This is a genomic window from Tenacibaculum sp. nBUS_03 (assembly GCF_051201695.1).
Taxonomy (GTDB): Bacteria; Bacteroidota; Bacteroidia; order Flavobacteriales; family Flavobacteriaceae; genus Polaribacter.
Genome location: NZ_CP179214.1, coordinates 3,726,549 through 3,739,276 on the forward strand (window position 1 = coordinate 3,726,549; position 12,728 = coordinate 3,739,276).

The 12,728-nt window shown below is 28.8% G+C and carries 12 protein-coding genes; 3 read left to right on the forward strand and 9 right to left on the reverse strand.

Features of this window, described 5'->3' with window-relative positions; translation table 11 throughout:
- Positions 1–13 precede the first annotated feature (13 nt).
- Complete coding sequence (locus ACMFBB_RS17035; protein ID WP_435261935.1) at positions 14–1,243, forward strand: glycosyltransferase; 1,230 nt, start codon at positions 14–16, stop codon at positions 1,241–1,243.
- Between the two features lie 35 nt (positions 1,244–1,278).
- Here ACMFBB_RS17035 and ACMFBB_RS17040 read toward each other — a convergent pair whose 3' ends face one another.
- The 9 genes from ACMFBB_RS17040 to ACMFBB_RS17080 all read right to left on the reverse strand — a co-directional run bounded on the left by ACMFBB_RS17040 (position 1,279) and on the right by ACMFBB_RS17080 (position 11,580).
- The gene (locus tag ACMFBB_RS17040) at positions 1,279–2,712 is read right to left on the reverse strand and encodes a DUF3526 domain-containing protein (RefSeq protein ID WP_435261936.1); all 1,434 of its coding nucleotides are present in this window, start codon (positions 2,710–2,712) and stop codon (positions 1,279–1,281) included.
- A 1-nt stretch (position 2,713) separates the two neighbouring features.
- Positions 2,714–4,117, reverse strand: coding sequence for an ABC transporter permease (locus tag ACMFBB_RS17045; protein ID WP_435261937.1), 1,404 nt, complete (start codon positions 4,115–4,117; stop codon positions 2,714–2,716).
- Positions 4,114–4,830, reverse strand: a complete 717-nt coding sequence (locus tag ACMFBB_RS17050) for an ABC transporter ATP-binding protein (RefSeq protein ID WP_435261938.1) — start codon at positions 4,828–4,830, stop codon at positions 4,114–4,116. The genes ACMFBB_RS17045 and ACMFBB_RS17050 overlap by 4 nt, the downstream gene beginning before the upstream one ends.
- Before the next feature lie 233 nt (positions 4,831–5,063).
- The gene (locus ACMFBB_RS17055; RefSeq protein WP_435261939.1) at positions 5,064–5,450 is read right to left on the reverse strand and encodes a hypothetical protein; all 387 of its coding nucleotides are present in this window, start codon (positions 5,448–5,450) and stop codon (positions 5,064–5,066) included.
- Between the two features lie 96 nt (positions 5,451–5,546).
- Complete coding sequence (locus tag ACMFBB_RS17060; RefSeq protein WP_435261940.1) at positions 5,547–6,950, reverse strand: carboxypeptidase-like regulatory domain-containing protein; 1,404 nt, start codon at positions 6,948–6,950, stop codon at positions 5,547–5,549.
- 58 nt (positions 6,951–7,008) lie between these two features.
- Positions 7,009–9,027 (reverse strand): M3 family metallopeptidase, encoded by a 2,019-nt coding sequence (locus ACMFBB_RS17065; protein WP_435261941.1) that lies wholly within the window; start codon positions 9,025–9,027, stop codon positions 7,009–7,011.
- Positions 9,028–9,108: 81 nt separating this feature from the next.
- The gene (gene purE, locus ACMFBB_RS17070) at positions 9,109–9,588 is read right to left on the reverse strand and encodes a 5-(carboxyamino)imidazole ribonucleotide mutase (RefSeq protein WP_435261942.1); all 480 of its coding nucleotides are present in this window, start codon (positions 9,586–9,588) and stop codon (positions 9,109–9,111) included.
- Positions 9,589–9,930: 342 nt separating this feature from the next.
- Complete coding sequence (locus ACMFBB_RS17075) at positions 9,931–11,088, reverse strand: 5-(carboxyamino)imidazole ribonucleotide synthase (RefSeq protein ID WP_435261943.1); 1,158 nt, start codon at positions 11,086–11,088, stop codon at positions 9,931–9,933.
- A gap of 66 nt (positions 11,089–11,154) precedes the next feature.
- Positions 11,155–11,580, reverse strand: a complete 426-nt coding sequence (locus ACMFBB_RS17080) for a hypothetical protein (protein ID WP_435261944.1) — start codon at positions 11,578–11,580, stop codon at positions 11,155–11,157.
- 107 nt (positions 11,581–11,687) lie between these two features.
- Here ACMFBB_RS17080 and greA point away from each other — a divergent pair, with 107 nt between their 5' ends.
- Both greA and ACMFBB_RS17090 read left to right on the forward strand, forming a co-directional pair.
- On the forward strand, positions 11,688–12,161 hold the full coding sequence (gene greA / locus ACMFBB_RS17085; RefSeq protein WP_435261945.1) for a transcription elongation factor GreA: 474 nt from the start codon (positions 11,688–11,690) through the stop codon (positions 12,159–12,161).
- 69 nt (positions 12,162–12,230) lie between these two features.
- The gene (locus tag ACMFBB_RS17090; protein WP_435261946.1) at positions 12,231–12,623 is read left to right on the forward strand and encodes an HIT family protein; all 393 of its coding nucleotides are present in this window, start codon (positions 12,231–12,233) and stop codon (positions 12,621–12,623) included.
- The last annotated feature ends 105 nt before the right edge of the window (positions 12,624–12,728 follow it).

Consider the following 12,728-nt stretch of genomic DNA (forward strand, 5'->3'; position numbering starts at 1 on the left):
CTATTTTTGTAACATGAATCATCTTCTTATTATAGGCTATGTTTGGGTAGAGCCAAATTCATCAGCAGCAGGTAGTAGAATGTTGCAACTAATAGAGTTGTTTTTAAAGTATAATTATAAAATTACGTTTGCTTCGCCATCAATTAAGGGAGAAAGGGCATTTAATTTAGCCTCAATAGGAGTTAAAGAGGTAATGGTTGAATTGAATAATTCTTCATTTGATGTCTTTATTAAAAAAATGAACCCTGATATTGTGATGTTTGATCGTTTTTTGATGGAAGAACAATTTGGTTGGCGTGTAGCAGAACATTGTCCTAAAGCTCTTCGTGTATTAGATACTGAAGATTTACATTTTTTACGAAAAATACGCCACAAGAAACTTAAAAAAAATGAAATATGTAGGAATGAAGATTTATTGACTTCAGAGGAAACTAAACGTGAAATAGCGTCTATATTAAGATGTGATTTAAGTATAATAATTTCAGCATATGAAATGAAATTATTAACAGATGTATTTAAAATTGATAAAGAGTTATTATATCATCTTCCTTTTTTACTTCATAAAATAAATCAAGATAGTATTAAAAATTGGCAACCTTTTGAAAAGCGAAAAGATTTTGTTTTTATTGGAAACTTTTTTCATGCACCAAATGTAGATACTGTTTTACAATTAAAATCAATTTGGAAGGATATACGAAAGAAACTCCCTGAAGTAGAAATTCATATTTATGGTGCGTATGCTACCCAACAAATACAGCAACTACATAAACCAAAAGAAGGTTTTATAGTAAAAGGATTTACAAAAAATGCATTAGAAGTAGTAAACAAAGCACGAGTATTATTAGTTCCATTACGATTTGGTGCTGGTATTAAAGGAAAGCTGACTGAAGCTATGATGTGTGGAACGCCGAGTGTAACAACAAGCATAGGTGCCGAAGGGATGCATGGAAGCTTACCTTGGAATGGATTTATAGAAGATGACTTTAACCAGTTTTTAAAAAAGACGATTGAATTATACACTAATGAGAAACTTTGGAAAAGCTTTCAGGCTAATGGAGTTGATATTATTAATTCAATATATGATAAAGACAAGATTAGTCAACCTTTTGTCGATCAAATAAAAAAAATTCAAAATAATATTGAGGATCACCGACGAAAAAATTTTCTAGGAAACTTGTTGCACCATCAAACTTTACAAGCTACAAAGTATATGAGTAAATGGATTGAGGAGAAGAATAAGTAAAAATATCTGTCACAACAAAGTGACAGACATTTTTTCTAATTATTAATAAGTGTTCCTTTTTTTAATTTCTTTTTAAAACTAATCCACGCTATGTTTATAAAAAATAGTGAGAATAGAAGTAGTGAAATTAATTTTATTACTATAGAGGAAGATATAGGAGCTTTGTATTCAAAGCTTGGTAGCTTAGAATATAAGTTAGTGCTAAATTTTTCATTCTTGTATAATAAAGGAACAAAAAAGTTACGCCATTCTTTAGCAAAAACACTAGTTTGTTTTCTGTAATTTTGATAGTGTAAAGTTGAAGTTCCTGCTAAGTTATTAAATGCTTCTTGCAAAATTATGGCAGGTGAACTGTATTGCCATCTTTGTATCCATTTTTGTTGGTTTTCTAATTGAATATCGTAAGAAGTTATTAAAGGTTTTAGTTCATCTTCAACTAAATCTTGAGAAGCCATGTATTTATGCCAAAAAGAGTAATTTGTAGATGAATTATTACTTGCATACTCAGGGTGATCTCTTAAATAATTATCTAAAATTTTATCTTGTTTTTTAGAAACTTTATCTTTTAGCTCTCTTATTTCACTTATGAGTTTAGTTCTTGAAGGAATAGGATAAAATACATTGCTAAGTTGGCCAATTATTGCAGGGATTATTAAAATGATAAATACCCAAACAGCTAATAAACTTACCGCGTTCTTTGCCGAATTATTGATTAATATATTTATTAATAATACTATAATAAACCAAAAAAGTATGTAAGTTATCACTAATAGTTGAGTATTGATATAAAATACAAAGTTGGTTGAGAAATCAAATTTATTAATTATAAAAGTGATGGTCAAAATAATCAGTGTAATCAAGCTGAACCAAATAAAACGCAATCCAATTTTTTGTAAAATCCATGTAAACATTGAAATTGGTTGTGAGGCTAATAATTTTAATGATCCAGATTCTTTCTCAGAAGAAAATATATTATAACTAAAAGCAATGACTATAAGTGGTAATATATATATAATAACAAATGATAAATCGAAACTTCCAAAAAGTAACTGAGTAGGGTTTGATAATTCAGCATAATTAAATAAAAAGCTGTCACCATAAGCTTTCGGTTGTACGTAATGTGTAAATAAGTCACTTTGCCCCGTAGATATAAAAGTTAAGGCTTGAGGGGGCATTGCTACCACTCTTGGAAAAGAGTAGCCAATATGCATTGGTCTAGTAGGTTTTGCCCATGAACTAACGCTTGTTTCAAATCCTTTTTCTAAAGAATCTAAGACCTTTAACATCTCTGAGTCTTTCTTTTTCACTGCACTATGCGCTTTTTCAATGTCTGAAAATCGTTTGTCTACTTTTTGCTTTCCATTATAACCAGCAAAAAGAATAATAAATAGCATAGTAAAAAAAAGTACTAGAAGCCATTTACTTCTTAGTAATACCTTTAATTCGTATTTAAAATTATGTATAAACATTTTAATAAGTTTTATTAGTTAATATTAATACCATAGCTGTGAAAGAAAACCATAGTGCTAGTATTAAAAACAAGAATGTATTTTGTTCAAGAACACTTGAAAATGGAGGGGCTTGATAATTAAACTTTGGTAGTTTACTCCATGTACTTGCTGGTGCTATGTACCGTTCTCCATATTTAGAGTTTTTTTCAGTTGTACCATTTAAAAAACGCTGTGTTTCTACTCTATATTTTTCTGCCGATTCTGCAAAGTTCCAATGATTTTGATAATCAGTTTTAGCGACTGCCATTGATAAAAAGCGTGTAGGAAGAAATGGAGAAATTAAAGCTAATGATTTATAAATCCCATCTTGTCTTTTAGCTTGTTCATTTAAATAATCATAATGCTTTTCATATACTTTTGCCTGATATTCTTCTCCTTTTTGCATTCTATAGGCACTGTAGTTAAAAGGAAGTTTATGTACGCTATCAACATTATATTTTTCAAGTACTTCTTTTTCAAGTTTTTTAGCCTCTTTGTTCCAAGGGTTATGACCATCTAGGCCTTTTTTGTTTTCCTCTGAAATTCTCTTAGAAAATTCTTGATGTGTAGGGTAGGGATATTTTGTGTCAGCTAAATTACTTGCGACTTTAGGTGTTATAAAACAAGCTAATACCCAAAAAGATAAATTAATAACTAAAGAGATTCCTGATTTTTTTGCTAAAGAAGATATTAGTAGAGTGATGTTGGTAAAAATTAAATAATATATGATATACACAAAGTATAAAATAACAAACGCATACCAGTTAAAGATGCCATAGTTTTCAACGTTTGACAATATAATACCCCCTAATAAAAATAAAAATGTAGTAATTGTAACAGAAGGTATTAAGGTAGCTAGCCATTTTCCTAATAATAATTTCCATCCAACAATTCCTTGGCTTTTTAGTATATAAGAAGTATTTCCTTCAATTTCTTTTGTAAAGCTGTTATACCCAATTAAAATAGTAATTAAAGGGAGTATATACAATAAAATAAAATCTACAGTTAATTCTCCAAAACGAGATAAAGCAGTTTGGTCAGAAGCATTACTAAATTGCGCTTGATTTCTACTATGTGCCTCTAAAAAAATAGAGATACCGGTATATTTTTCAACTCCTTGATCTATTAGTGATAATGGAGATTTTGGCTTAAAAACATAATTACCATAATGAGCGGCTGAATGTGGGTTTTTTTCTCCTTGGGACTCCCAAACATTTCGTTCACTTTTTTTAGCTTCATTGTACTGAATGTTAGTAGATTCATATTGTTTAGCGGTAATCAATAAAGCTACAATTAAAAGTACAAAAACAATACTTATTGAAATTTTAAAACGACCATCTCTTAAAATCTCTTTAAGTTCTTTTTTTATTACATAGTAAATCATACCATTTCTTCTTTTAAGTTCATTGTTTCTAAGTACAATTTTTCTAAATCTTGAAGAGAAATATCTTCATTTGAAAAATAATGTTTTAGTATTCCTTCTTTCATTATACCTATATGTGTACCTATTTCTTTAGCTCTAAAAATATCATGTGTAGCCATTAACGTAGCTACATTGTCAGATTTCATTTTTTTGAGAAGTAGGCCAAATTCATTACTAGATTTTGGATCTAAACCCGAGGTTGGTTCATCTAATAATAGAACTTTAGCATCTTTAGCAATGGCTAAGGCAATACCTATTTTCTGCCTCATTCCTTTAGAAAAGTATTGAGTACGTTTATGGTATGCTTCTTTTTGAAGTCCTGCTTCATCTAAGAAGAATTCTAATTCTATTTTAGAAAATTTATACCCTCCGATTCCTAAAAAATAGTCTAGGTTTTCTACTGCCGTTAAAGTAGGGTAGAGCATTAAATTTTCAGGAATATAAGTTAAGAAAGATTTTGTTTTCTTAGTGTTTTTATTTACATCTAACCCATTAATGTAAGCTTTTCCGGAGGAAGGAGTAATAAAGTTTAATAATAAATTTATAGTCGTTGATTTACCTGCACCATTGGCTCCAAGAAGGCAGAATATTTCTCCTTTTTGTATTTCTAGATTTAAATTATTTAGGGCGGTAAAATCGCCATATCTTTTAGTTAAGTTGTTTGTTTTTATCATTTCGTGTTTTTTGTAATTATTATTCGTTTTGGTTTATTGGTGAAAAGTTTTTTTAGTTTACATTAAGTGATTTAGAGGTTCTGTAAATTTTGATTTTGTATAAAGATTTATTTATTACTAAAATAATAGTATGCATGCTGTACAGAAATAATTACGTATTTCCATTCTATAAAAACTAGAAGTTTAAACAATAGGAGGGGTTATAATTTAGTAAGAAAACTCCTTATTAATTTTTAGAAATATACTCCTGTATTACTTGATGCATTCAAAAAAATAAGAGGTGCTGTATAAAAGAAGGAGGGCCTCATTTTTTTGACCGATTTAACACTCATCAATCTAAAAGATATGTAGCCGTCAGTTTTTAAAGTATTGTAAAAAGTAGGGCTAAACGAAATAATATTTAAATCAAGAGTATTGAAATTTGAAAAAGAGAAGTAACATATATCACAATCATTAGTAATTTCTTGATGAAAATGAGTTGAATCTGAATTACAATCAACATGAATATCATTTTCATGATGGTGATGAATTGTTTTTATAACAATAGGAGTAACAAGAAAAAGCATCAAAAAAAGAGATGCTATTTTTTTTATTACGTTATTTTTTATTGTTAAAATCATCTTAAAGTAACAAAACTAATTACTTAAGATTTTTATTTATGATATATATTGTTAATATTTTCAAAAAAGTAATTTTTTAAGTTAAAATTTCTATAATTAATTATTTAAAGGTAGGTAATTTAATGGAAGCATATGAGCAAAAGCTTCAAATCCCCAGTAGCCTTCATGTAAAACAGTGAAAGGCTCTATTAAAATACCTTTTTTACTTATAGCAGACTCTTTAGAGTTAAGAAGGGATATGAAAGATTGTTGGTAGTTTAGTTTGGCTTTCCCCAACCTATAGCCATCTTCTTCAGGTTCATTAAGGTAATTAATCTCAAGTAAGTAAGGGAAACTTAGATAAAAAGTAGTACCTCTTTTAATAATGAAATCATTTAAAACTAAGTTTTTCTTTACGGGTTTATTAATATATTTTTTTAAATTTTCTTTCTTAGCTATGTGGCTTAATGAGTCAGTTTCCTCGTCGTATAACTTTGTTTTTGGTGTAGCATAATAAAACCCTTTATTATTTTTTCTAACATGAAAAGGACTATGTATGATTTTATTAATTTCTTCTTCAGAGAATTTTATTTTAAACTTTTTTGTGAAGTGAGTTTCTGTTGTTAGTATTCTTCTTACAAATGAGCTTCTTATTTTTTTATTAAACAGATTTAATTTTTTAGAGTGAAATGTAGGGAGCTTCTTAAAACTATTAAAATTAGGCTTAGAAGCTAATTTTAATTTAGCTTCATTTATAATACTATCATGAGGCCTAGCAGGATTAAGTACTTTTTGCAGTTGATTTATTTTAAACCCTGCAATATCTAGTTCATTTTTAATGATTGATCTATAAAAATGCATACGAGAGCCATTATATGCTTTCAACCTATTGGCTTTCCATTTCCTTTTAATGGTAGTTTTTAAGTCTTTATATTTAGAGTATCCACTGAAAAAAATACGGTTATTGATTAATGAAAACTCAACCAAATCATAAAATATTAAGTAACCTAAACCTTTATGTTTTATTTGAAGAGGTTCATGAGCATATGCAGATAGTTTATTTGTTTTTTTATCAAAGTCAAAATGTAAAACCTTAGGATTTAAAATCAAACATTGTGATGCTAGTTCCGTTTTTCCTAAGAAAGCTTTTTTAAAACGAGATAGATTATATTTCCAATCATCGTCGTATTTTGTTTTTTGAATAACAACTTCATTTAAAATATTAGTATCAGGTTTTAATTTTAATAATAAAGGATTTGTTTCAATGTTAGTATTTATTTTAAGTTGTAAGGTTTTAAGGCCAATGAATGAAACAATTAAATTATAATATCCTTTAGGAGTGTTTAATTTAAATTCACCTTTTTCATTAGTTATAGTTCCAATGGTTGTGTTATTTAAATAAACAGAAGCTCCTTCTAAAGGAACGTTATTGTGAGTTGAAACTTTTCCTTTTATAACAGATTGTGAAAGACTATTGAAAGTTAAAAACAGTACAATATATGTAAAAAGTCCTATTTTCATAAAAAATTATTTTTATGAAAATAGGACTTTTTTTTATTAAAAGTAAAAATATTAAATACTATTGTATTAATCCTGCACGTTTTAATAAAGCATCTGAGTTTGGCTTTTTACCTCTAAAGCGCTTGTATAAATCCATCGGTTTTTCTGTCCCTCCTTTAGAAAGAACATTTTCTTTAAATTTATCGGCTATTTTTTTATTGAAGATTCCTTCTTCTTTAAAATATTCAAAAGCATCTGCGTCTAAAACTTCTGCCCATTTATAAGAATAATAACCAGCAGAATACCCTCCTTGGAATATATGAGCAAAAGCTGTACTCATACAATTTTCTGAAACATCAGGATATAATTGAGTATCTGAAAAAGCAGCTACTTCAAAATCTTTTACATTTTTAATGTTGGTAGGGTTTGTACCATGCCATTGCATATCTAGCAAGCCAAAACTTAATTGACGTAATGTTTGCATACCTTCATGAAAACTAGCAGATTCTTTTATCTTTTCTACATACTCCATAGGAATAGTTTCTCCAGTTTTATAATGCTTGGCAAAAAGTTCTAAAGCTTCTTTTTCATAACACCAGTTCTCTAAAACTTGACTAGGCAATTCAACAAAATCCCAAGAAACAGATGTGCCTGATAAACTATTATACGTAGTGTTTGCTAACATTCCATGTAAAGCATGACCAAATTCATGAAATAAAGTAGTAACTTCATTAAACGTTAGTAAAGAGGGTTTTGTATCTGTAGGTTTAGTGAAATTACAAACGATAGATACCTGAGGACGCTCATTTATTTCATTTTTTATTTGTTGAGATTTATAAGAAGTCATCCATGCTCCATTTCTTTTTCCTGGCCTAGGATGAAAATCTGCATAAAAATAGGAGATAAAGTTATTTTCAGAGTCTGTAACAGCATATGTTTTAACGTCTTCATGATACTTATCTATGTTATTAATTTCTTCAAATTTTAAATCGAATAATTTGTTAGCGATAGTGAATACCCCATTAATTACATTTTCTAATTTAAAATATGGTTTTAACAATTCTTGGTCTAGGTTAAATAACTCTTTTTTTAATTTTTCAGAGTAATAAGAGCCGTCCCATTTTTCTAATTTATCAATAGAATCTAATTTTTTAGCATAGTTTTCTAAGTTTTTAAACTCACTAATTGCTGCTGGTTTTGCTTTTTCTAATAATTCATTTAAAAAGTTTAAAACATTATCAGGTGATTCAGCCATTCGCTCTTCTAAAACAAAATGGGCATGTGTTTTATATCCTAATAAATTTGAACGTTTATGGCGAAGATTGACAATTTCTAAAACAATATTTTCATTGTTATATTTATTTTTTTGAAACCCTTTTTTCCCCATAGCTACTGCTAATTGTTTTCGTAACTCTCTATTCTCAGCATAAGTCATGAATGGAATATAGCTAGGATAATCTAAGGTAATTAACCAGCCTTCTTTGTTACGTTGAGTAGCCATCATTTTTGCTGCTTCTTTTGCACTTTCAGGTAATCCAGATACGTCATTTTCATTGGTAAGAAGCATTTCAAAAGCATTAGTTTCGGCTAAAATATGTTCTCCAAATTGTAATGATAGTTTTGAAAGTTTAGCGTCAATTTTTCTCAATTCAAGTTTATCATTTTCGTTTAAATTAGCACCATTACGAGCAAATCCTTTGTATTGTTTTTCTAACAACATTTGTTGCTCTGGAGTTAAGCTTAACTCTGTAACTTGATTATAAACAGCTTTTACACGATTAAATAAAGCTTCATTTAAAATCATATCATTTTTAAATTCACTTAACCAAGGAGAAATTTCTTTTGCAATTTTTTGAATCTCTTCATTTGTTTCAGCTGAATTTAGGTTAAAAAAAATAGAAGTTATTTTATCTAGTTTTTCTCCTGTATTATCTAAAGCTACAGTAGTGTTTTCAAAAGAAGGAGCTTCTGTGTTATTTACTATATCGTTTATTTCTTTTTTTGCTATTTCAATAGCTTCTTTTATAGCAGGTTTATAATTTTCTTCCTTTATCTTTGAAAAAGGAGGAGTATGAAAATCTTGTAATAATGGATTCATTTTTTACTTTCTTAAATAATTAATGAAACCCCATAAATTTAATATTTATGAGGTTTGTAATTTATTTTTTTACTAAAATACCTATTTTTTTACTCTTTCAGAAGCTTTTTCAACTTTGAGTTTTAAGCCTTCTTTATAAGCTATTATTTTATCTAAAACACATTTATCAGAAGCACCAATAATTTGAGCAGCCAAAATTCCGGCATTTTTAGCACCGTCAAGAGCTACTGTCGCAACAGGAACTCCACCAGGCATTTGAAGAATAGATAAAACAGAATCCCATCCATCAATTGAATTTCTACTTTTTACAGGTACACCAATTATAGGTAATGGACTCATGCTCGCAACCATTCCAGGTAAATGAGCGGCACCACCAGCACCAGCAACAATAACTTTTACACCTCTTTTGTGAGCATTAGTAGCATAGTCAACCAATTTCTCAGGAGTTCTATGAGCTGATACTATGTCAACTTCAACTTGAATATCAAAGCTCTCTAATACCTCTATTGCTTCCTGCATGATTGGAAGGTCTGAATCACTTCCCATTATAATACCTACCATATTTTTTAGTTTTTTTAGTAGTTTCTCACCCTAAAATTCGGATTAGAAAACTTTTTTATTTTATAATTTGTTTCTTTAAATTTTAATAGAATTTTGATTTAAAAAATGACATTAGCTTTTGATGCCAAAGTTTTATTTCATTAAGACTTTTAAGTCCATAAATGCTAAAATTGTTGTTTACAAAGAACTTCCAAAAATCTAAATAATAAAAGCTATAACTCTAATTGTTTTCAATGTATCTTTTTACTTGCTTTTTTAGTATTGTTTACTGTAAAAATAATACCGAATTATCATAATTTTTAAATAAAAAACATGCAAAAGTCACATTAATTTCTTCAATCATTATTTTGCAATAACTTGTATGGTCTCTTTTACCTTTTGAGCAACTTTTCTAGCTTGACCAATATCTGTATTAACGATAGTTACATGTCCCATTTTACGGAAAGGTTTTGTTGTTTTTTTACCGTAAATATGAGGGGTAACACCATCTATTTTTAAAATTTCTTCGATATTTTTATAAACCACATCTCCTGTATACCCTTCAGCCCCTACTAAGTTTACCATTATACCAGCTAATTTACTATCTGTATTTCCTAATGGTAAATTTAGAATACTACGAAGGTGTTGTTCAAATTGATTTGTATAACTAGCCTCTATAGAGTAATGGCCAGAATTATGGGTTCGTGGAGCTACTTCGTTTACTAAAATTTCATCATTTTCAGTTTGAAACATTTCAACGGCTAATAAGCCTACAAAATCAAAAATATCAGCTACTTTTAATGCTATTTCACGTGCTTTATCAGCAACGTTATTTTCTATTCTTGCAGGACAAATAACATACTCAACTTGGTTCGCTTCTGGGTGAAATTCCATTTCAACAACAGGATAAGTTTTAATCTCTCCTTGAGTATTTCTGGCAACAATAACAGCTAATTCATTTTTAAAAGGAATCAATTTTTCAGCAATACATTCATCAGTAGGTAAATTATTTAAATCAGAGATAGATTTAACAATTTTTACACCGTTTCCATCATACCCAAATCTTGCTGACTTCCATACAAAAGGAAAGTTTATAGCTCCATTATTTATAGAATGTTTTAATTCTTCTAAAGAAGTGAACCTAGAAAAATCTGCTGTTGGGATATTATGATCATGATAAAAGACTTTTTGACGTGCCTTATTTTGTATTGTTCTTAAGTTTCCAGGTTTAGGATAAATTGTATGGCCTTCAGCTTCCAATTTATCTAAAGCATCAATGTTTACATTTTCAATTTCAATTGTTAATACATCTACTTTTTTACCAAAATTGTATACTGTATCAAAGTCTAATAAATCTCCCTGATGAAATTCATTGCAAATTTGTGCGCAAGGAGCTTCTTTATTCGGATCTAAGATAAGTGTATAAATATCTAGTTTTTGTGTTTCTGTAAGTAACATTCTCCCTAATTGTCCGCCTCCGAGAACGCCCAATTTAAAATCTGAAGAAAAATAATTTTTCACGATAAATTTGTTAGTAAGTGTTGTTGTGACTGCAAAAATAAGAATCTATTTCATAGTACGTTTAAATTAATTACTTATTTGTAAACTACTTCCATTTTGGGTTACAGTATAAATTCTAGCGCCACCTTCACAATTATTTGTACCCTTTATTAGACTACCGTTTAACATACTGTATTTGCTACCATCACAAGGGCATTCTAATACGGGTGAATTTATAGTCATTGGAGTAGTACAATCTTTATTCGGACATTGTCTATCAATAGCTATATAAGGAGTAAAAGATCCACCAGTTCCTTTATTAAACAATACAATACCATTGATACCTCCGCTTATGGCAGCTGTTCCATTTGGGGTTAATAAACCATTTAATTGAGGATTATTTAAAAATACTGTTATAGGAGCTATTGTATTTCTAAAACAGCTATTTATAGATGGAGTACTACTGCAGTTTGTTAAGAGTATTAAAAGTAGTAGTATAGGTAATTTTTTCATGTTTTTTATGTATATGAAATATAACGTAACGAATTTACGAAAATTTTGTACATTTGTAATATAATCTCATTCCGTTAGGCGTGAGATTTTTTAAATTTATTGAAGTTATGAGTAATGTATCATATTATACAGAAGAAGGGCTAAAAAAATTAAAAAAAGAGTTAGCTCAATTAGAGCAAGTAGAAAGACCACGTGTTACACAAGAAATAGCTGATGCTAGAGATAAAGGAGATTTAAGTGAAAATGCGGAGTATCATGCTGCTAAAGAAGAGCAATCATTATTAGAGTTCAAGATAGCAAAACTAAAAAATGTTGTAGCCAGTGCCCGTATTATTGATGAAAGTCAGTTAGATACATCTAAGGTTTTAATTCATTCAGTTGTTAAAATAAAGAATTCAGCTAATGGAATGGAGTTTACCTATACTTTAGTAGCTGATTCTGAAACTGATGTTAGAAACGGTAAATTATCTGTAAACTCTCCTATAGGAAAAGGGTTGTTAGGTAAAACCGTTGGAGAAATAGCTGAAATTAAAGTGCCAAATGGTATTATGAAATTTGAAGTATTAGAAATCTCAAGGTAATAAAAAAATATACTAGTTAAAAGCGTTACGGAAGTAACGCTTTTTTTATTTTTACTAAAAATTAAAATAATGTCAAGTATCTTTACAAAAATAATTACTGGAGAAATTCCATCATATAAAATTGCTGAGAATGAAAATTTCATTGCTTTCTTAGATATTAATCCTAACGCGAAGGGACATGCTTTAGTAGTGCCAAAAAAAGAAGAGAATAAGATTTTTGATTTATCGAAAGATGAGTACTCTAGTTTAATGTCTTTTTCTTACAGGGTAGCAAAAGCACTAGAAAAAACAATTTCTTGTAAACGAATTGGAATGAGTGTTATTGGTTTAGAGGTTCCTCATGTACATGTACATTTAATACCAATTAATACAATGTCAGATATGCAGTTCATCCAAAAAGTAAAATTAACAAATGATGAGTTTATTTCTTTGGCTAAAGAAATAGCAAAAAACTTTAAATGATAAAAAAATAGTTTAAAATAGATTGATTTAATGAGGTATCATGGTTGTCTTTACAATACGATTATCATCAAATGGTTATAATAGTTATAACCATTAATATTATCG

Bases quoted from the DNA above. Each gene is read 5' to 3' on its own strand.
- ACMFBB_RS17035 (WP_435261935.1), top strand. From the start codon at position 14: ATGAATCATCTTCTTATTATAGGCTATGTTTGGGTAGAGCCAAATTCA.
- ACMFBB_RS17040 (WP_435261936.1), bottom strand. From the start codon at position 2,712: ATGTTTATACATAATTTTAAATACGAATTAAAGGTATTACTAAGAAGT.
- ACMFBB_RS17045 (WP_435261937.1), bottom strand. From the start codon at position 4,117: ATGATTTACTATGTAATAAAAAAAGAACTTAAAGAGATTTTAAGAGAT.
- ACMFBB_RS17050 (WP_435261938.1), bottom strand. From the start codon at position 4,830: ATGATAAAAACAAACAACTTAACTAAAAGATATGGCGATTTTACCGCC.
- ACMFBB_RS17055 (WP_435261939.1), bottom strand. From the start codon at position 5,450: ATGATTTTAACAATAAAAAATAACGTAATAAAAAAAATAGCATCTCTT.
- ACMFBB_RS17060 (WP_435261940.1), bottom strand. From the start codon at position 6,950: ATGAAAATAGGACTTTTTACATATATTGTACTGTTTTTAACTTTCAAT.
- ACMFBB_RS17065 (WP_435261941.1), bottom strand. From the start codon at position 9,027: ATGAATCCATTATTACAAGATTTTCATACTCCTCCTTTTTCAAAGATA.
- purE (WP_435261942.1), bottom strand. From the start codon at position 9,588: ATGGTAGGTATTATAATGGGAAGTGATTCAGACCTTCCAATCATGCAG.
- ACMFBB_RS17080 (WP_435261944.1), bottom strand. From the start codon at position 11,580: ATGAAAAAATTACCTATACTACTACTTTTAATACTCTTAACAAACTGC.
- greA (WP_435261945.1), top strand. From the start codon at position 11,688: ATGAGTAATGTATCATATTATACAGAAGAAGGGCTAAAAAAATTAAAA.
- ACMFBB_RS17090 (WP_435261946.1), top strand. From the start codon at position 12,231: ATGTCAAGTATCTTTACAAAAATAATTACTGGAGAAATTCCATCATAT.